The 19671-nt window shown below is 50.7% G+C and carries 14 protein-coding genes and 1 pseudogene; 8 read left to right on the top strand and 7 right to left on the bottom strand.

Features of this window, described 5'->3' with window-relative positions; translation table 11 throughout:
• Positions 1-653 precede the first annotated feature (653 nt).
• On the top strand, positions 654-1814 hold the full coding sequence (locus EPA93_RS44930) for a glycoside hydrolase family 18 protein (RefSeq protein WP_129893803.1): 1161 nt from the start codon (positions 654-656) through the stop codon (positions 1812-1814).
• 323 nt (positions 1815-2137) lie between these two features.
• On the opposite strand, the gene EPA93_RS44925 is transcribed toward EPA93_RS44930, so the two are convergent.
• Both EPA93_RS44925 and EPA93_RS44920 read right to left on the bottom strand, forming a co-directional pair.
• Complete coding sequence (locus EPA93_RS44925) at positions 2138-3133, bottom strand: cation diffusion facilitator family transporter (protein ID WP_242527262.1); 996 nt, start codon at positions 3131-3133, stop codon at positions 2138-2140.
• Positions 3130-3570, bottom strand: a complete 441-nt coding sequence (locus EPA93_RS44920) for an ArsR/SmtB family transcription factor (RefSeq protein ID WP_207229371.1) — start codon at positions 3568-3570, stop codon at positions 3130-3132. The genes EPA93_RS44925 and EPA93_RS44920 overlap by 4 nt, the downstream gene beginning before the upstream one ends.
• 569 nt (positions 3571-4139) lie before the next feature.
• Here EPA93_RS44920 and EPA93_RS44915 point away from each other — a divergent pair.
• Positions 4140-5039 carry a Cif family virulence factor gene (locus EPA93_RS44915; protein WP_129893802.1) on the top strand — a complete coding sequence of 300 codons (900 nt, stop codon included), beginning with the start codon at positions 4140-4142 and terminating at the stop codon, positions 5037-5039.
• A 54-nt stretch (positions 5040-5093) separates the two neighbouring features.
• On the opposite strand, the gene EPA93_RS51240 is transcribed toward EPA93_RS44915, so the two are convergent.
• From EPA93_RS51240 to EPA93_RS44900, 3 genes and pseudogenes are all read right to left on the bottom strand, one after another.
• On the bottom strand, positions 5094-5357 hold the full coding sequence (locus tag EPA93_RS51240; protein WP_242527548.1) for a hypothetical protein: 264 nt from the start codon (positions 5355-5357) through the stop codon (positions 5094-5096).
• 126 nt (positions 5358-5483) lie between these two features.
• A pseudogene (locus EPA93_RS51235) lies at positions 5484-7402 on the bottom strand (DNA gyrase subunit A); the annotation flags it as partial.
• Positions 7403-7573: 171 nt separating this feature from the next.
• Positions 7574-9529, bottom strand: a complete 1956-nt coding sequence (locus tag EPA93_RS44900; RefSeq protein WP_242527261.1) for a DNA gyrase/topoisomerase IV subunit B — start codon at positions 9527-9529, stop codon at positions 7574-7576.
• 1207 nt (positions 9530-10736) lie between these two features.
• Here EPA93_RS44900 and EPA93_RS44895 point away from each other — a divergent pair.
• Positions 10737-12104 (top strand): helix-turn-helix domain-containing protein, encoded by a 1368-nt coding sequence (locus EPA93_RS44895; RefSeq protein WP_129893799.1) that lies wholly within the window; start codon positions 10737-10739, stop codon positions 12102-12104.
• Between the two features lie 66 nt (positions 12105-12170).
• Positions 12171-12923 (top strand): zinc ribbon domain-containing protein, encoded by a 753-nt coding sequence (locus EPA93_RS44890; RefSeq protein ID WP_129893798.1) that lies wholly within the window; start codon positions 12171-12173, stop codon positions 12921-12923.
• Positions 12924-13014: 91 nt separating this feature from the next.
• Here the strand turns inward: EPA93_RS44890 and EPA93_RS44885 are convergent, their stop codons facing one another.
• Positions 13015-13299, bottom strand: a complete 285-nt coding sequence (locus tag EPA93_RS44885) for a J domain-containing protein (protein WP_129893797.1) — start codon at positions 13297-13299, stop codon at positions 13015-13017.
• Between the two features lie 282 nt (positions 13300-13581).
• Here EPA93_RS44885 and EPA93_RS44880 point away from each other — a divergent pair, with 282 nt between their 5' ends.
• Entirely contained in the window at positions 13582-14775 is a 1194-nt protein-coding gene (locus EPA93_RS44880) for a YihY/virulence factor BrkB family protein (RefSeq protein ID WP_129893796.1), read from the top strand.
• Here EPA93_RS44880 and EPA93_RS44875 read toward each other — a convergent pair.
• Positions 14722-15645, bottom strand: a complete 924-nt coding sequence (locus EPA93_RS44875) for a DUF1464 family protein (RefSeq protein WP_129893795.1) — start codon at positions 15643-15645, stop codon at positions 14722-14724. The two genes, EPA93_RS44880 and EPA93_RS44875, sit on opposite strands and share 54 nt — an antisense overlap.
• A 360-nt stretch (positions 15646-16005) precedes the next feature.
• Between EPA93_RS44875 and EPA93_RS44870 the strand changes: the two genes are divergently transcribed.
• The 3 genes from EPA93_RS44870 to EPA93_RS44855 are packed head-to-tail and all read left to right on the top strand — an operon-like array spanning position 16006 to position 19612.
• Positions 16006-17505 (top strand): GAF domain-containing protein, encoded by a 1500-nt coding sequence (locus EPA93_RS44870; RefSeq protein WP_129893794.1) that lies wholly within the window; start codon positions 16006-16008, stop codon positions 17503-17505.
• The gene (locus tag EPA93_RS44860) at positions 17463-18929 is read left to right on the top strand and encodes a sensor histidine kinase (RefSeq protein WP_422877912.1); all 1467 of its coding nucleotides are present in this window, start codon (positions 17463-17465) and stop codon (positions 18927-18929) included. Before EPA93_RS44870 ends, EPA93_RS44860 begins: the two co-directional genes overlap by 43 nt.
• Positions 18929-19612: an HD domain-containing protein gene (locus EPA93_RS44855; RefSeq protein ID WP_129893792.1), complete on the top strand. Its 684-nt coding sequence runs from the start codon at positions 18929-18931 to the stop codon at positions 19610-19612. Before EPA93_RS44860 ends, EPA93_RS44855 begins: the two co-directional genes overlap by 1 nt.
• The last annotated feature ends 59 nt before the right edge of the window (positions 19613-19671 follow it).

The following is a 19671-nucleotide window of genomic DNA, read 5'->3' as shown; positions in this document are numbered from 1 at the left end:
ATTTATGGGCAAAGCTGCAGAGCTTAAACTATATAATGTCTGCGTTGAACTATATCTCAGTCACTAAGTTCATACTGTGGTGAATCGAAGAACCTCAGGCAGCTTGTAGGAACCGATGGGTAGGTTATGCATCTCTCTTTGAACTATTGGCCATGATAGGTATCAAAAGCTGAGCAGTAAAACAGATCTGCTTCAAAGCGTCACAAAGATACTTTCCTTTTCGACTCGTGTATAGAGGAGAGAAAACAGACCCTAACACATCTCATTATCAGAAGGTGTATAATATTAGAGGCATTTTCTCATACTGGAGTCAGGAAAAAAGAACCGCTCCCTATTCGCAACTTTTCCCGACTCTCTCTATTCTTATGCTTGTTTAGCATCACATGCTTAGAAATGGAAGGATTCATGAAATTGCGTATCAGAGCGTGCAGATCGTACCCTATTTCCCCAACCCCTTGCAGCTCCACATCTGCCAGTTTGTCTGCAGCCACGTGGACGTCATCTGCTTCTCTCCGCTGATCTCTCCAATACATTGGACATCGATCAATTCAGGAATGACCACTAGCATAGTTGCAGATAGCCTTGATCTTCGCCCGTCGTTGTTCGGAGCTGAAGACTGGCCTATTCATTGCTGAGGAAGAAAGAAGGAAGCAATGGCTTTTCCCCGTTATTGGTATCTTGGCTTCATGCTTACCATATTGTTTTCTTTTATTGTCGCATGTAGCCCGGTTTCTCAATCGAGCTCCCGAACAGTTGCGCAGACAGCGCAAAAAAACACGGCGCCCATCAGCGGTTTTTTCATGTGGATTGATGATTGTCAGTCTCAAAAGTCACGCGGCCAGGGCCTGCACGCCTATGAAGAGGCGAGCAGGACAGCAAAGCAACCGATTGATGTAGGGCTCTTTGAACACGGCTGGATTAATACAGATAATGGGCAGTTATTTAGCGGCTTCAGTGCCGAGACCCAGAGCTGCCTTGAGCAGGTGTTATCTACTGTCCATCAACATAATGGGCGCGTGTTTCTGGTTCTCGGCATAGTGCTAGGAAAGGATGGATCTACCCCGGAGGACATAGCAAGATACGAACAGCATGCGCATACTGACAAGGCATATTTCAAAAACATTACAGACGTAGTGTCAAAATACCACTACGATGGAGTCATTTCAGATATCGAGGCAGGCGATTCCCTCCATCCAGCCATTTTTACGACGTATTGCCAGGATTTACACACAGCGCTGCAAGCCATAAAAAAGCCCTTTGGCATCGCGTTAATCCATAAAACGAAAAATCAGAGTGAGAAAGATAATCAGCTCAACGCGTTTGAGGATTTTCCAGCCCTTGGGAAAACTGCTGAATTCTTCATCATCATGGCATTGGACCAGGGCCATTTTGATTTCGCCCAACCGATTGTGACAACGCAGTGGATAAAAGAGATCTTTGCCTATACAAGTGCCACTCTTCCCATGGAAAAAGTCACCTGGGAGTTAGCTTCTTATTGCCTTTTATGGGATGATGCCGGTAAGCAAGTAGGCGATCCTGGCTCCTGCACTTACGCAAGGGCGGTTGATCTACGAAATCATCTCAAGTCTATCCATCAACCCGTCCCGACTAGAGAGAATACGCTGGTTCATTTTACAGATACCGATGGGGGACGTTACTTTGCTGACCCGCAAACCGTAGCAATGTTTCAGTTTATCGCTAGTTCAGCGAAAACCTGCATCAGAGGGTCATACTGGTTAGCAGGAGGGGAGGCTAGTGCCAACGAAAAGAATACATTAACCCCTGACTTGCTTACCTCTGGCCTCTTTTGTTAGTGGTAAGCGGTATAGCTAAGCTCCTCTGCTCGCCCATGTTACTAACGAAGAGGCAGTAGCAACGAGCCTGCAAGAGATCATATCTTCATGGGGGCTGGCTCCAGACGGTTACAGCAGACACTCAGGTGCCAGTTCTGTATGCAGCCACCATAGGTCAATATGTTACGGCAGTGGGTCCGGCTCAAGTCAAGCAAGGCCAGCATGGATTTGCTCACCCGAGTGCAAGCAGAGCAACTGGCACCAGGAAGCTAAATCCATGCAGCTTTCGCTGACAAGATCTCACATAATACCACCGGGGCTTGTGCACCACCTATCTAAAGGACTCAGGCGTGACTTTCGCTTTCGCAGCATTGTTCTTTTGCGGTCCCCATCCGACAATACAGGCTTCGTTCTGAGCAACACGAGCTATCCGCTGCACTGCACTCAAATTGGATAGTTGAGTGGCCAATATGATATTTCTCGCTAAGGATAGAAGTGAGAGACTGCAAGATCGATGCGCTAGCGCTGGGTGGTACATTATCAATCAAGACATGGCACGAGAGCGCATACATGCCGCTGGTAATGCTCCATACATGCAAATCATGCACCCCGCGCACGCCGACAACACTTGTTATATCCTGCACCATACGCGGCATGGAAATGCCTTTGGGAACAGCCTCCAGGAGAATATCTGTTGTCTCACGCAGGATACGCCAGGCTCCCAGGGCTATGAGTATAGCAATGCCTACCGAGAGTATGGGGTCCAGAGGAAACCAACCAGTCAAGAGAATCAAGCCACCGGCAACAATAACGCCAACCGAAGCTCCCACATCTCCCAGCACGTGCAAGCTTGCCGCTCGTACATTCAGGTTATGGTCTTCTTTACGTAAGCCAAAGGCTATAAACAGGTTAACAAGAATACCTACAGCTGCAGAGCCGAACATAATCAAGGGTTGCACAGGTTCAGGGTGCTGGAAACGCTGGATCGCTTCCCAGGAAATTGCCACAGCGATAAGGATCAGCGTAATCGCATTGAGCAGCGCGGCTAGAATGCCTACCCGATGGTAGCCAAATGTTTTTCGCTCATTTGGCGGCCTTTCTGCCTGCACAGCTGCGAACCAGGCCAGACCAAGGGCAAACAGATCGGTCACCACATGGCCAGCATCAGAGAGCAGAGCTAACGAATTTGCAAAGATGCCCCCGACCAACTCGACCAGCAGAATAACAATCGTTAAGAAAAACGCTAAGCGCAGCGTCTGTTTGGCCATGCCATGGGTATGATCGTGGCCAGCGTGGCTGTGCCCTGCGTGGCTATCCATAACACTATCCTGGCTACTCATGCAGATACCTCTTTCCGCTGCGAGGGCACCATCGGAGTCTCTTCGCAGGCATGAGCAATACCCATCTTTAGCAACTGACGAATATGCTCATCTATCAGGCGATAATAGACAACACGGCCCACTTTGCGCATTGCCACTATTTGCTGATTGCGCAAGACGCGCAACTGATGCGAAATAGTAGTATCATCCCTCTTCAAACCTGCGGCCAGATCACACACACAAAGCTCACCCTCCGGAGCATTGAGCAGAGCGTGAACAACCTGTAGCCTGGTGGGGTCACTTAAGACCGCAAAGAGCGCAGCTATACGCGCCGCCTCGTCTGCCGAAAGCAGGTTCCGTCTCACTTCCAGCACATGTTCCGCGTGAATCGCCCGCTGCTGGCACATATCGCCAGCAGGAAGGTCCTCTGTTCTCGTCTCAATAGGCTGTATTGTCATACTCATCGACACCTCATATTTTTGAACAGCTGCACATTCATGCAGGTATTTATGAATACTATAGCATAATCATTCTGTATTTGCAAGTTAGCTACTCAAGGAAAGCCGGCCCCATTGCTGCCGTCAGCGAGAATGTTTGAGCCATAATCTCTCTTCTCTTCCTGCACATAAGCTGGAGAATACTTGTAGCGTCATCGAAAAGTGGTAATTCCTCTCTTTTCTAATTCGGAGAACTTGTATAAACTACAAGAGGCAAGGGCTCTGTAAATAAAAAAAGAACCAGATAGCCTACCTGGCGATATCGTGAAATCATTACCAGGACCCAAATTGTTTACTGGTTCATAGCCCTATGCAAGAAATGCATACTATATTTATATTTGCCTAAATTTGTATATCAAACACGAGGAGATTGGACCTGGCATATCGGAACGACAAAGCAGTACCTCGGAGAGAAATAGATGCAGCTGCTACCATTTACGCAAGAACAGAAAAACAAGCCTGGCTTAGCACCATACTCGGTATAAAGACCATCTTGCTGTTTCTCAACTGAGAGCAGAAAGGAGCAATATATGGCATTCTGTGGACAATGTGGCTATTTATTGGCAGCCGGCGCTGCCAGATGTCCACGTTGCGGCGAACCTACCCCTTATAATCCAGTGGGCGAAGGGACGCATACCAACGACGCCACGATCCTATCAACGCCGGATTTTCCAGGGGCCGCGCCCGCTTCAGAGCAAGCGAATAGCTACAGTACTGTAGAGAATAGTAACGCCGTCCAGCATCCCAGGCCTAGAGCTGTACCGCCTACTTACCAGGGGCCAATGCATACGGGCCAATCCACGACAGAGGATGGCTTTTATAGCCCGCAGCCAGTATCATATCCTAGCTTCATTCCTACGCCCAATACCGACTATCCAGTTCATGGACAGAAGCGACCACGCAAATCAGCGCGCTGGCTCACTGCATTGATAGTTGTTTTTCTTCTGATCTTTGCCTCAGCAGCCACTCTATTTTTTGTCCTGGGGCCTCAGGGCATTGCAAATCTCATGCGTGATAAACTGGGTCCCATTATAGGCCACCCATCTCCAACAGTACCAACCGTTCAGATCTCACCAACAGCTCAACCCCCTACGCCTGAGCAGCAGGCCCAAAGCACGATTGAGCTCTATTACAAATACATCAATGCCAAAGACTATCAAGGAGCGTATAGCCTATGGGCACATTATCCGCAAAGCCTTAACGAGTTTGCGCAAGGCTATGCACATACCCATAATGATTCAATCACTATTAATGGTGTGAGCCAGCAGAGCGATGGCACGCTACGGGTTTCTCTAACGCTCAGCGCGACAGAAGATGCCGCCCCTGGAATTGGCACCCAGCAAAGTAGCTATCAGGGCTACTATATCCTCGGTCGACAAGCCGATGGCACCTGGAAGATTCTCACAGCTAACCTTAAGCGTATAGCGTAAGGCCGCAAGCGAGCTCTTACCATCTATTATCCCACCAGGTGCCACGACTGGCCTTTACGCTAATTTGATAATGCTAGCGATGCGCCCATTCACTAGCGGGACGCCCGGATGTGTACGCAAGAAAGTCTTGAGATCAGAGCCTCTGATCACTGTAGCTTGATCGCCTCGTTCACCGGTCCAGGTCAGCAGCAACTGGTCTTCTTCGTCAACCAGCAGCGTTGTCAACATGCGATCTGTCCCTGCCAGTTCTGCTGTGACAACCCCTACGGCTGCGCGACTCTTTTGCGGATACTGATCAAGAGGCACTTTTTTGCCCATACCATCCGCAGTCACGACCAGAAGATGTTGCAAGCCGGCCTCGGCAGCCGCCTCGCTATCAAGATAGACAGCGCTGACGACCGTCGCCCCCTTGTTTAAAGTAATTGCCGCCACGCCCTGACCAACGCGTCCCTGTGAGCGCAAGCCCTCATCGCTAAAACGTAGCGTCTGAGCATAATCGGTTGTTACGAAGTACTCTCCTCGTCCGCGCGAGAGAAGCGCTGCCACAACGCTATCGCCCTCGGCAAGCTTCATATCCTGGGCCCCATCCACATCGACAGTCTTATATTCGCTCAGCGGCGATTTCTTCACCTTGCCCTGTTTACTAAAGCTAACCAGGTAGCGCTCTTCCTCATAGTCATCAATCGGCAGAACTGTCACTACCTCCTCGCCCGGGGCTAACTCTAGCAGCTTATTCACAGCTTCTCCGCGCGTTGAGCGCGTTCCGGGTGGAATGCGGTGTGTCGCGATTTGAAAGACACGTCCACTGGAACACACGCATAATAAGTAATCCTGCGAGGTGGTATTTATCAGTTGACGAAGCTGCTCATCGCCTCGGGCAGGGGTATAAAGCGCCTGCTCATCCTTACCACGAGGGGTGAAGGTAGTCGCTGGCAAGGCCTTGAAAGCTGACGAGCGCGTCACGGCTACCACCATTGGCTCTCTTTCATGCAGGCTGGCTACCTTTTCAATCGGAGCATGGACCTGGGCCTCTGCATCGATAGTTGTACGCCGCTCATCGCCAAACTGCTTCATCAGCTGCTGCATTTCTTTCTTAAGCAGGGAGACCAGCGCCTTGCGATCTGATAAAAGCCGCTCTAGATCGCTGATGCGCGTCTGGAGAGCTTCCTTCTCTTTCCCATACTTACTTGCATCGAGCCGCGTCACCTGAGCCAGCGTCATAGAGGCAATGACATCAGATTGTATTGGCGTCAGCTTGTACTGTGCCTCGATCACCTTACGTGCTGCAGCCCGATCTTCGGCCTGCTGGAATATTCTGACGATCTGCTCGGCATGGGCAGAGCCAATGATTAAGCCCTCAACTACATGCAAACGCTCCTGAGCCTTGCGTAGATCAAATTGCGCTCGGCGCGTCAGAATATCTAGCTGATGCTCATTCCAATAGTTAAGTAGCTCAAGCATGCCGACTTGCTTTGGCTGACGCGCAGCCTGCATTGGAGCACCAAAGAGAAAGACCATCTGAAATGAGAGCGAGATCTGCAGATCAGTTGCATTAAAGAGCTGCGATACCGTTTGGGCCGCATCGGCATCCTTACGCAGATCCAGAACGATACGCAAGCCCTTTTCGGTATCGCTCTCATCGCGCAAATCAGGCATCAAGCCCTCTAGTTTACGCGCATTGATAGCCTTGACAATAGAGGCCTTAATCCTATCCCTGCCAATCGGTGGGATCTGCGTAACTATGAGCGAGCGGCTGCGTGGAGTTTCCTCCAGCCGTATCTCAGCCCGCACAATGATGCGGCCTTTGCCGGTAGTGAAGTAATCCTTGATCCCATCAAGGCCAATAATGCGCCCCCCTGCGAAAAGTCAGGTCCCTGAATATAGCCCATCAATTGCTCAACGCTCATATCGGGATGATCGAGCAAAGCAATACAAGCTCGCACAACTTCAGAAAGGTTATGCGGGGGAATATTCGTCGAGAGCCCCACGGCGATGCCGCTTGAAGCATTGACCACAGGCGGAATACGACCTGGCAAGTAATCGGGCTCCTGCACCCTGGGATCTTGTTTGTAGGTAGGGTGCAAGGGGACAGTATCCCGCTCCATATCGGCCATCAGCGCTTCGGCCAGAGGAGAAAGCCGCATCTCCGTATAACGATAGGCTGCCGGCGCATCTCCATCCTCACTGCCCATATTGCCCTGCCCTTCAATTAAGGGATAGCGCAGAGTAAAGGGCTGGGCCATACGTACGGCCGCCTCATAGACAGGTGCATCTCCATGCGGATGATAATTACCTAGAATCAGGCCAACGACCTCAGCACTTTTCACGGTTGGACGATTTGCATGATAGCCCGCCTCACGCATGCCGGAGAGAATACGCCGCTGCACAGGCTTGAGCCCATCGCGCGCATCGGGTAGCGCACGATCCGTCACCACCGAAAGACCATACGTAGCAAAGGCCTGAGACATAATAACCGAAAAATCTTCGAGAATAATGCCTGTTTCTGCCATAGTATCTGTTGTACGCGCCATCGTTTAAATGTCCAGTTCTTTAATCTTGCGAGCATGTTCAGCCAGAAACACTCGGCGTCGCTCCGCGTTCTTATCTTCCATCAATTCTGTAACCAGCCTGGCCGCCAGCACGCCATCTTCCATCGTGACTCGCTTGAGCACGCGACGGGTGGGATCAAAGGTTGTATCGCGCAGCTCCTTTGGATTCATCTCGCCCAGGCCCTTAAAGCGCTTGAATTCCAATCCCCGAGCATCGGGATGTACATCAATGAAGCGGATGCGCGCCTCATCATCCAGCAACCAGTTTACCTTGCCACGATACTTAACCGAATAGAGCGGAGGGCAGGCAATATACACATGGCCCCGTTCAATCAGCTCGCTAAACTCCTGGTGGAACAGCGTGAGCAAAAGGCACTGGATATGCAAGCCGTCGACATCTGCGTCAGTAGCAATGATCACCCGATTAAATTTGAGGCGGCTGATATCAAAGAGATCGCGCGTACCAGTGCCCAGCACATTGATAATCGTACGAATCTCCTCGTTCTCGACGATACTCTTCAGGTCCGCCTTAGCCACATTTAAGGGCTTGCCCTTGAGCTTGAGAACCGCCTGAAATTCCGAGAAGCGGCCCTGACCGGCGCTACCTCCGGCCGAGTCACCTTCAACTATAAACAATTCGGCGCGCGAGGGATCAGTGGTATTACAGCGCAAGAATTTCTTCGAGAGACTGGTGTCAATCAGCTCACCGTTTTTCTTGTTCCCGGCTCGCGCAAGCTCTTCTACCAGCTGAGCCTCATTGCGCGCCTTTTGCATTTGCTGGATTTTCTTGAGCCATTCTTTCCCAGCGCTGCTATAATTCTCAAACCAGTCCTTGAGCCCCTCGTCGGTCACTGAGCGCACAATACCCTCAACAGGAGCGTTATTGAGCCGATCTTTGGTCTGCCCCTGAAACTGAGGATTGGTCAGCTTCACGGAGATAACCACATTGAGTCCCTGCTGAATCACCTCAGGCTTGAAGCCATCTCGCTCGCGATTCCTGATGATGCTCCATTTGAGAGCATAGTCGTTGACGACCTTGGTCAGAGCAGCCTTAAAACCTGTTTCATGCACGCCACCATCGCGTGTGCGCACAGCGTTGGCATAACTATACATAGAGATTTTATAGCCGGTAGTGGGCTGCAGAGCCACCTCAACGCTTACCCCATCCTTTTCCTTAGCAATCCCAATTACATGCTTAAACAAAGGGGCGCTCGTGCTTGTTGCCAGGTCACGCACATAATCGGGTAAGCCCTCACGAGAATAAAACGTTCGCTTGACTTGCTCATTCTCCGCATCATCCCATGCATCAAGATGAAAGGCCACACCGCGATTAAGATAAGCAGCAGCATTCAAACGACTCTCGATCGCCTCTAGCGAGTAGTAGGCATCGGGATCAAAGATTGAGCGATCATAGAGCCAGCGAAATTGGGTGCCATGTAATTTCGGATCGCAAGGAACGATCTGGTGCGGCATGGCATTGCCCCGACTGAAGATCTGGGTAAACTGTTGTCCACCACTCCATATTGTCAGCTCCACCTTCTCGGAAAGCGCATTGATAACTGTAGCGCCCACACCATGTAACCCTCCCGCCGTCTTGTAGGCACCCTCGGCAAACTTTCCACCGGAGTGCGGCACCGTCAGAATCACCGTTGCGGCCGGGATATAATCACCTTGATACAACATATCATCAAATGGCAAACCTCGCGCTTCGTCACGTACAGTTACCCAGCCTTCCTGGTCGATGCTTATCCAGATATGTTTGCCAAAGCCTGCTACCGCTTCATCAACTGCGTTGTCCAGCGCCTCCCAGATGAGATGGAGCAGACCAGAGGTAGATGTTGAGCCAATATACATCCCCGGACGATGGCGGATCGCTGCAATGCCCTCAAGCACCTGAATATCAGCAGCCGAATATGCCGCATTTTTTTTTGTTTTTGTCATTGATTTGGCCTCTGCTTGTACGGAGGCTATTTCTGCTTGTTCACCTGTATTCCTCATTGCAAAGAGTGAAAGTTGTTCTTGTTTTGCCTGCAATTCATCTTTCACGGGAGGAAGTGCTTTGGGGGAACGTGACATCTAACCCTATACCTCTCTTCAAAATGCTTTAATTGCCCTCTCAGAATACAGCCTTAATCCTGGAAAGTCAAGATAACGACGCCTCTTTTTGGATCAAAAGTTCTATTTCCATTCTACACGATAGTTCGGTTTCTCACAACCTCCCCTGCCATACCCCTCAAGGCTACTCAGTTTCCCTGGTTTTCCACCCATCCGCCCAGAGAAAAAGGGAGTGATGGAGCACAGCCCCAGGTCAAGGGCCGTGGCCCTTAACAATCCCACCTTTACAAAAACTAATTAACCCTGCCCTACCTCTACGAGGCTATAAATTTTCCCAGATCTCAGAAAGGCTACCGCTATCTACAGAACTGAAGGCACGCAGACGGTCAAGAATCAGGCCCACGAAGTATCTTTGCCGGACTTCCCTTTCCCCTACCCGTCATGCGTATCTTTCCTGAATATGCTTTCGGCTAACTTAAGGTTCCGAGAGCCTTAAAACATAGAATACAACTAACAAACAGTAATATGCCAGAAGCTTTGCCTTTTGGCGCCGCTTCTCTTGCAAACCCTATACAATCTTAACGCAAGTCCCTGGTCCAAAAATAAGAGCCAAATTGGCAGCTAGCTCTCTTTCCTTGAACTATTTCCTCCTCACACTACCCAAAGCGGTTATCCATTGCTAGGATATACGCTTACCAGCAGCACATGTTTCAGGCGTACGACTCATAACAGTTCCATGGCGCAAAAAGCCATTCAACGGTCCTAAGCGCTTCTTTCGGCTCACCTCAGCAATGAACCAAATTGCTGAAACTCTTCCATGGAACAGGCTATTAGTACTAGCAAGTGCATACATGATGTAATAACAAAAACTTGTCTCGGCGCGCTTCCCTTCTTATCGCTGGCCCCATCTAACACTCTTTCTAATGCGCATATGCACAGAAAATCTACAAGCCCACTATACTTGCTGTTTATCCACACCATTTTCACGGCTGGGATTGTCATTCTTTCTGCTATCGATTATAATTATCCATAATTGCTATATACTATCCTATTGTGTATGCTTATTCCTAGTTAGGAAGGATGGCATAGAAGTATGCCCCGTCCGTCTAAACCTGTTTCTCCAGATACTTTGGGAGGTCGCATTAGAGCTGCACGAGAACATCTTCATCTCTCACTAGCAGAGGTCGCTGATGGTCACTATAGCACAAGTCTTATCTCACAAATAGAACGTAATAGGGTTGATCCATCGCAAGAGAGTCTACGATTTCTGGCAGAGCGACTTGAGTTATCTCTTGAGGATCTGGAAAGCCTGGCTCAGCAGCATCGAGGCGTTGAACGAAATTCTGAAACCGAGGCTCATCAAAGCAAATCGTATGAAAGCTTAAGAACTGAAGCATCCCAATGGCTTGCTCATAAAAATATATGTAAGGCGCTAGGACTTTTACAAGATCTCCATTTTTCGCAGGTCCCAGCGCAGCAACGGTGGCGCCTGGCGGCCTTACGTGGCCAGGCCTATTTCGAGCAGCGCAAATTCCTGAAGGCGCAGCAAGATTTTATTTATGCGGTGAATGAGCATCCCGCGTTAGAAGATGTACCAATGGAGCACCGAGGCGAGTATATGCTGTTGCATCTGCATCTCGCCGGCACCTGTCGCGAGCTCCAACAACTAGATGATGCGCTTGAGCACTATAAGATCACTTTGCGGATGATGAATAGTGAAACGCCTTCTGGCTACGTCGCCGAGGCTCATTGGGGCATAGCGCTTATCGCCTTTGCCCAGGCTCATGGTATGCGCAATTCGCCCGCCCAGGCGCATGACAAGGAGCAAAAGTTGCGCCTGGCGCTCGAACATGCTGAAAATGCGCGCTTCCTGTATCGCTCGGTGGGAGAACAATTACGCGCCGCAGCGGTCACATGTCAGATTGCCCAGATCGAACAGACATTGGGCGAGGTTGAGAAAGTAGGCGCCTACCTCAAAGAGATCTTGCGTACCTGGTCCCCCTCTCTTGAGCAGGACTTAGCCACTACCTTACCAGAGAAGCGCAAACAACAGGAAGAGGCCAATGTCGTCGCTATCGCGGCTTGCTCACTTGCCAATATTGAACTTGAGGCTAAACGCTATGCCCAGGCCCGCAGCTACGTTGATCTAGCGCTGGCTGCCAGCAAACGCAGCTACAAGTTGAGGCGGGCAGATGCCTATCTCATGCTAGGGCGCATTCTGGAGGCAATTAACCCCAAAGATCCAGCGGTAGAGGAAGCATTCAGACATGCAACGACAGAGCTTGCCGACACAGACCGTATTGCGGCACGCATTAGCGCTCATGTTCGTCTGGGCCGTCACCTTCTCAAGATAGGCAAGCCAGAGGAGAGCGAGCAAGAGTTGGAGCAAGCTCACCTCCTCTCTGAGCTCGTTTCGGTCAGCAATCATGCCTCTACACTAGAGGACAACGCCCAGCTCTAAGTGCTATACTTAGAGTACATAAAGGGCATTGTCAGTCCCCTGCCAGGTCAGGGAAGGAACATAGAGATGAAACCGATCACAGGCCAATATGAATGCGTACATCGCTCGGGGGTAGGGCTTGATTACTTTACTTCGCGCATCGATCGTCTGACCCTGCATCCAAACGGGCGCTTCATTATCATTACGCAAGATCACAGCCGCCTGGCCAATGCGGCCCAATCGCTGCTCAGTGGTCAGCAAATAAATACAGCGGCCCCCGAAACGAGGAACGAGGGAAGCTATAATGTGCAGGGAAACACGATCTTTTTGCGCTTCAATGATGGTAAGCAAGAGCAGGCGCAACTCTCCTGGAACGGGGAAGGCCTACAGATCGGGCAGAGTTTCTATAACAAGGTTTCAGATTCGACCATCCTGCCTCCCACGCATCGCATGCAAAAGGATATGGATGATATAGCCAAAGGCCTTAAAATCGCGACGTCGATAGGCGGTATGGCTTTTAAGGCTGCCAAAACTATTCATGAAACCTTTCAAACTCCGCAAACAGCTGAGCCGGGCCTTGCAGGTCAGCCGCCGACGCCACAGCCAGCTCAGCCACAAGCAATGCCACCTATGCAGGGTCAGCAAATACCCATGCAGCCTCCTACACCGGCCCCTCAGCCGCAGCCTATGCCTGCCCAGCCAGTTCCGCCAGCGGCCACGCCTCAAGCGCCCCGACCGGTTCCCACTCCCAGCGGGCAAGCTATCTTTTGCGATCAATGCGGAGAGCGCTGCCGTCCTGGCAAGCGTTTTTGCGGGCATTGCGGTGCGCAACTCTGGTAGTACGTCAGCGGCTAGCGTTCCCTCTCGGGGCATACAGCAAGTAGTTCGCCCAAGCTCATGATCCCCATCTCCTGCCAGGGATGTTTCCGGGCTAGATCGACGGCTCTTTCATCAGCAATTCGTAGGCGGCAACGATGCGGCGCATCTGCTCCGGATCACCGCCTCGATCCGGGTGATGGCGCTTGGCAAGCGTACGATAGCGCCGCTTGATCTGCTCCGACGTGGCATTGAGCGGAAGACCCAGCACTGATAGGGCCTGTTGACGCTGCAGGAGCGGACGCGCAGGATTAGCAGTGCTTCTCCAGATTGTACGTATTCCTATACGCAAAGCATCCCAGAGCAGAGATGGTAGCGATCTTGATGAGCGTGATCCCATAAACTTCTTTCCAGACTTACGTGCTTCTTTATAATTGTATACTATACAATGCTATCTTATCAGTCCATGTTACTACTATTCCTGAACGTCAACAATACCGAAGCAGAAATAAGGCCCGCCTGTAGCTGATCCAGCTATTGATTTGAAACGAAATAGCAGGCTCTTGCGTACATTATATTATAGGATTTCACATAAATAGAGAAGAAACAAGTGCTTAAACGCTCGGTTCTACCTGGACTGGAATGCTATTCGCATGAGTTAAGTGTAGCATAGGAGGAGGCTATGATGGAAAGCCAAGTAGAGAAAATAGCAAAAGAGGCCTCATCCTCACCTCCTATTAAGACCATCACTAAAGATATTCACCCACTACAACTTTTCATTACCAAATTTAACAATGACTGGTCAATGAATCTAGCAGGCCTCTTAGCCTATAACTTACTTATGGCCATGCTCCCAATCAGTATAGCCATACTGGGTATTTTCGGCTTGATTCTTGGAAACAACCCGGATCTCTTGCATAACATTACCAGTCAGAGCGCTAGTATATTGCCCAACGCGGCTTCCCGGCAAGCTCTAGACCTGGCCACTGAACAGATACGAAAAAACGCCGGCATCCTGCTCATTATCGCCATACTTCTCGCCCTCTTTGGCGGCTCGCGACTCTTTATTACGCTTGAAGGCTGTTTGAACCTTATTTACCGCCTGCGTCCACGCAACATACTCTGGCAAAACGTTATGGCCTTTGGCATGCTGATCCTGTTTATTATTCTCATTCCTATCATGGTCTTTGCCTCCGCTGGTCCGACGTTTGTCTTCTCAGTTTTAGAGCACACTCCTCTTGGCACAATACCGGGCCTCAATCTCCTTTTTAGCCTGGGCGGAATTCTCGGCGGCTTGATTGCTGCATTCATTCTCTTTGAAGCCATTTTCTTCGTGGTCCCTAACCAGCCCATGAGCTTGCGAAATAGCTGGTGCGGGGCCCTCGTCTCAGCCATCGCGCTGGATATCTTTCTTATCGTCTTCCCCCTCTATACAGCTCACTTTATGGGTGGGTACGCAGGGCAAATTGGCTTTGCGGTCATCCTCGTGCTCTTCTTTTACTATTTTGCCGTGATCCTTATGCTGGGAGCCGAGGTAAATGCCTTCTTCTTTGAAAAAGTACATCCGCTCCCTAACGATCTTGGCACGTTCGTTAGCATCCGCACACGGGAAGGCCAGAGCAAGCGAGCAGCATTGGAGAAGCAAGGCCAGAACAATCATCAGGCCAGCAAAGACGAGAGCGCTTCAACAGCTCATGGTAAACAGCCAGACAAAGAAGCAAAGCAGGACAAAGTTAGCAAGCAAACGCAGGTTAAGCAAGAGCAGACGCTCCCCTATAGTGGCCCTTCCAAAAGCAGTACTCTTCTTGGCGTCCTGGCTGGATCAGCGCTCATCGTCGTGATAGAACTGCTGCGCCAGCGTTCGGGGAGAAAGTAAGCGCTCAACCACTTCAGCCGCCAGGCCAGGATAATGTAGGCCTTGCGCAAGAAGAGCAGCTCCGAAGGCAACTTCAAAGCCGTGCGTTGCTGGCTCATCATCTGGGAAAAGATAGATCTGATGCAGGTGGCCCAGGTGTTCAAGAGCCGCCTCAGCGGAATTATTGTGCCCAGCATGTGCACTATCATCCCTAAGCACAATATCTTCAAGATGATGAATTGCCATGAGCCCCGCCAGATCTTGGGACAGACTTTCCCAGAAAGCTTGGGCAAGCGTCTCCGCATCTTCTGGCAGTCCTTGCACGGCTGGCTGCAGAAGTCGCGCATCTTTGCCGATACCGTCAATAATACGACCATCTTCAACGACGGCGATATTTCTGGTAGATCCGTCAATGCTCAGGAAATAGAAGCGCATCTGCGGCCAGGGAGCATCACGCAAGCGCATTCTATACAGCAGTGTCGCAACCGAGCAAAGCAGCGAAGCGTCACCCATAGGATTGCGATACAGCTTACGATGGACAGGGACACTGAAAAGATGTTTGATATCGGGCAATCCATAACTCGTAAGGCTGATCGAGCTAAGAGCGCTAAGAAATTGTGGGAATCCATCCCTCTCTTCGTCAGCTGAGTGAGGAAATGCTGAAAAAAGTTGCGAGGCGTTTTCAGATAGCGTGCTTAGCTGACAAAACGGGGTGGCAAGATGAGAGGCCAGGGCAATAATTGGTTCGGGGTACCAGGCACAGAGTTGCTCTATATGTGTAAAAGTTGATTTTGCATCTTCAAACGAGGAGGCATCTAGCACGCGTCCATCCTCTATCAGGCAGGTCTTCCAGCAGCCCTTACCAGAGCTAATGCCAATACTCAAAGCCATTTCTTCACAGATCCTCTTAGCAAGGCCTACCTCTTCTTCACATTCCAGAAGGAACCGGGCCCCTTATTCGTAGCATGTATGCGTACCCGCGCTGAAATTTGCCTCTCGACGGGACATTCTATGGCTTGATCGTTTAGATGAACATATTATAGCATGTTCATCGAGTAACACAAACAGATAGGACCTTTTTATATGTCAATTTCTTGACGCTGCCTGCACTGATCTGCTACACTGTAATTCAATTAGGAAAAGCACCTCGTACTAAAACCTGGGCATCGCTAAAACTCGTCCAAATAGCAAAAGTATATCCTGATTATCTATGCTATATAGCGGTCTTATCTCCCACAAGAGGTTAAGCCTATGCCAAGTGAGAGTCCTTTGTTCACCGGCAATCAGGAACGCTTACAATTACTGAATGCGTTACGTGAAAGTGAACTTTTGCGAGAACTGTCAGAGTTGCTGGCTTCCTCGCTCGATCCTACGCATATTTTACAAATACTGGTAAGACGAACAACAGAGGTTTGTGAGGTTGAACGATGTGCCGTCTGGCTTCTGGATGAAACGCGCTCATTATTTCTTCCATCAGCATATCATCTCTCTGCACAACGTTTAAGCTTAAATCGAAAAGATATCCAGGCGGCAGATAGAGTGTGGCGCCGTAATCCCTTGCCATTTAATGATCCGATTATCCCGCGTCTCTTCGAGGCAAATGATCTTTTAGCCCTGGAGGATCTTCAATCTGTAACCAGCCCGACTATGCGTATCATCGCCGATAAGTTTCTGGCACGCTCAGTTTTACTCGTGGCCCTTATCCGCGAAGGGCAGCCACTAGGCTTGATGTCCCTCGATAATCCCGGAGAAACCTGCCACTTCTCCGCAGAACAACAGCAGCTCGCGCGCGCTATCGGTCAACAGGCGGCCATAGCCATTCATAACGCCCATTTGTATCAGCAGGCTCAGAGCGAACGCAAGCGCGCGGAACGTCTGATCGAGCGCGCTCAATCCATTTACAAGGTAGCCATGGCGGTTAACTCTGGCGAGGATCTCACAAAAGTCTTAGAGATTGCCACAGAGCACCTTGAGAGCGGCTTAGAAGCTGTAGGAGCAACAATAGCTCTGCTGGATGACGATAGCATGCTCACGCTGGTGAACACTAATAAGCTTTCTGCTCCCGCCTCACAGCTTAGCAACTTTACGCCATTTTTAAGCGACCTTCCTCACTGCCAGGAGGCCATTCTACAAAGCTCATCACTTTTTATCACTGGCGATCAAATGGAGGAGGGCGAAAAAGCCTGCTTCCAGCAGCTCGGCATGGAAAACGTGATCATCGTGCCCTTAATTGTGGGGGCACGCAGCCAAAATGGATATCAGTTTGCGACGGGAAAGCTTTCCCATGAAGAGGCGCGCTGTGTGGGTTTTGCCTTTGCCAATTATCCGCGCTCTCGCCGCCAGATCTCGGCCGGCCAATACGCCTACGCGCGCGATATAGCTGCTCAATGCGCACTGGCCATAGAGAAAGCGCGCATTCTCTCTGAGGTCGAACAGGCAGCAGCCCTGGCTACCGAACACGCCAATACTCTGGAAGCTGTCTTTAACGCCATGTCCGAAGGCATTACTGTCCTTAACCAGGAAGGACAGATTATTATGAGCAATCGCACGGCTTCCCATTTTGTGGATATGCCAGTGAAGACTAAGGAGCCGCTTTCGGCTTTCTTGCAGCGCCACCCAATCTATACCTTGCATGGGCAGCTCATCCCTCCCGAAGATTTTCCTCTCGCTCGCGCTTTGCGCGGCGCGCATATCCGGGGGAACGCTTCATCACCCGGCGAGCCGACAACTCAGAACGTACGCTTGAAGTAAATGTAGAACCGCTCCTGGATAGAGCCTCTCAGCAGATTGGTATCGTCGGCGCCTTTCGCGATGTCACGGAACAGGTCCGCATAGAAAGACGTATACGCGGCGCGCTGGATACTATGTTGCACGCGGCTGAAGAGATCTCTGGCATTACCGATATCACCGATATATTGCATCGCCTGCTTGTAATGATGATGAGTACGCTCAATTGCGCCCGCGGCGTCGTCGAAATCTTCGACCAGGAAGAGCACATCTTTAATCCGCTCCTCTCTATTGGCCTCTCAGATAAGGAGGAGGAGCAGTGGCTTGAGGACCAGAAACGCTGGCTAGAGCCGTCTGGCGAGCACTACGCAGGCTTTCGCGAGCAATTAGTCAACGGCTACACGACGCTGGTAAGCGCTGAGCAATGCCCCGAAGAAGCAGACGAGTTTCTCAATACCATGATTCTTGCGGTTCCTATTACCCATAATAGTCGCTTGCTGGGAGCAATGGTGCTTGATCGCACCTCAGCACCGCATGTAGGAGGTGCAACTGCCGCACTGCTCCCTGAGCCTACAGCTTTTAACGTATGGGATATCGCCGTTGCCGAAGGCATAGCTCAATTTGCCGGGCTGGCACTTGAGCAGGCTCGCTGGCAACAAGAGGCAGAGATAGCACGGAACAACGAGGCTATTATGCGCGAATCAAATGCGCTCAAGGATGAATTTCTTGCTATCACCGCGCATGAATTTCGCACGCCGCTGACGGTTATTCTCGCGCATAGCCAGATGATAGCCCGTACGTTACGCAAGGCTGCCGAGCTTGATCCAGGGTTGCGCGACAAACTGAATGAAAGCTCCACAATCATTGGCCTGCAGGCCCACCAGCTTACCAATATTGTCAATACTTTTTTGGAGGTCACGCGCCTGAACCGTGGACAAATCTCCCTGACGCTGGAAGAGATAAATCTTGTCGAGATTGTCAAACAGGCTGTCGCCGCCCAGAGCACAACCTCAACGCAACATGAGATAAGCTACGTTATTGAGCCCGCAGAGCATCCTTACCTGGTGTATGGCGATCGCGCGCGCTTGCTGCAGATTTTTGCCAACCTGCTGCAAAATGCGATAAAATATAGTCCGTTCGGAGGCCCTATTACTGTTTCTCTGGCTCAGCGTCCTGGCGAAGATGGAAGCATGATCATCGAGGCTTGTGTCACCGATAAAGGGATCGGGGTTCCACCCGAAGCTCAGGAGCACCTCTTTGAGCGCTTTTACCGTGCCTCCAACACTGAACTTAGCAAGACAAGGGGCGTCGGATTGGGTTTGTATGTCGTTGCAGAGCTCCTACGGCTTCACAACGGGACCATTCATGTTGAGAGCAGCGGCCTTGCCGGCGAAGGCAGCCGCTTCGTTCTGACGTTGCCTTTAGCAGAAGGACAGATTCATCACTAATGCAAGATACACTGACTGAACTGCGTAGCTGGCTGTTGAGATTAGCAAAAGAGACCTTTGAGCGAGAAGAGAGCAAGGATGCCGCCCACGATTATGACCATATTGTGCGAACTATGGCGCTGGCCGATACGATCCAGCGGCACGAAGGGGGCGACTTGCCAACAATCTGGGCTGCAGTCGCTTTCCATGATGTTGGGCAGACACGCGAGCGCCAACACGGCGGAGATCATGCCCAGATTAGCGCGGCCATGGCTGCAGACCTGCTTATGCATACTGCCTTTCCTCAGCACGCCATTCCTGCCGTCCAACAAGCCATTCGCGACCATCGCCTGACAGGTGGAACCAGGCCACAGAGCCTGGAGGGCTGCATTCTTTACGACGCCGATAAAATCGATACCCTGGGCGCCATCGGCATCGGTCGCCTCTACAGCATTACCGGCCATTATAATCAGAAAATATATTCGCCGCTGCCAGCTGACGTAAGCGAACCGGTTGATCTTCTTACCATCCGTAAGCTGCGCCGCCGTCCTGATTATTCCCCAAGTATCGAGTTTCAATTGCTTTTCATCGATCTTCCCGAGCGTATGACTACCGCTACGGGCAAACATCTGGCGCGCGAACGCTACGATTACATGGCCGAGTTTTTTAAACGTCTGGAGAAAGAGGTCAAGGGCGAATTATAGCTCTGCTTAGCCTTTGTCGCATAGTGCCCACCAGACCCACTTCACATAAGCTGGGATGC

Origin of the sequence: Ktedonosporobacter rubrisoli (assembly GCF_004208415.1) — a bacterium.
Taxonomy (GTDB): Bacteria; Chloroflexota; Ktedonobacteria; order Ktedonobacterales; family Ktedonobacteraceae; genus Ktedonosporobacter; species Ktedonosporobacter rubrisoli.
The sequence above is the reverse complement of the archived record's forward strand: the minus strand, read 5'-3'. Positions and strand labels throughout refer to the sequence as shown.

Bases quoted from the DNA above. Each gene is read 5' to 3' on its own strand.
- EPA93_RS44925 (WP_242527262.1), bottom strand. From the start codon at position 3,133: ATGAGTAGCCAGGATAGTGTTATGGATAGCCACGCAGGGCACAGCCAC.
- EPA93_RS44915 (WP_129893802.1), top strand. From the start codon at position 4,140: ATGGCATTCTGTGGACAATGTGGCTATTTATTGGCAGCCGGCGCTGCC.
- EPA93_RS51240 (WP_242527548.1), bottom strand. From the start codon at position 5,357: ATGGGCAAAAAAGTGCCTCTTGATCAGTATCCGCAAAAGAGTCGCGCA.
- EPA93_RS44890 (WP_129893798.1), top strand. From the start codon at position 12,171: ATGAAACCGATCACAGGCCAATATGAATGCGTACATCGCTCGGGGGTA.
- EPA93_RS44900 (WP_242527261.1), bottom strand. From the start codon at position 9,529: ATGACAAAAACAAAAAAAAATGCGGCATATTCGGCTGCTGATATTCAG.
- EPA93_RS44870 (WP_129893794.1), top strand. From the start codon at position 16,006: ATGCCAAGTGAGAGTCCTTTGTTCACCGGCAATCAGGAACGCTTACAA.
- EPA93_RS44875 (WP_129893795.1), bottom strand. From the start codon at position 15,645: ATGGCTTTGAGTATTGGCATTAGCTCTGGTAAGGGCTGCTGGAAGACC.
- EPA93_RS44895 (WP_129893799.1), top strand. From the start codon at position 10,737: ATGCCCCGTCCGTCTAAACCTGTTTCTCCAGATACTTTGGGAGGTCGC.
- EPA93_RS44930 (WP_129893803.1), top strand. From the start codon at position 654: ATGGCTTTTCCCCGTTATTGGTATCTTGGCTTCATGCTTACCATATTG.
- EPA93_RS44920 (WP_207229371.1), bottom strand. From the start codon at position 3,570: ATGACAATACAGCCTATTGAGACGAGAACAGAGGACCTTCCTGCTGGC.
- EPA93_RS44885 (WP_129893797.1), bottom strand. From the start codon at position 13,299: ATGGGATCACGCTCATCAAGATCGCTACCATCTCTGCTCTGGGATGCT.
- EPA93_RS44880 (WP_129893796.1), top strand. From the start codon at position 13,582: ATGATGGAAAGCCAAGTAGAGAAAATAGCAAAAGAGGCCTCATCCTCA.
- EPA93_RS44855 (WP_129893792.1), top strand. From the start codon at position 18,929: ATGCAAGATACACTGACTGAACTGCGTAGCTGGCTGTTGAGATTAGCA.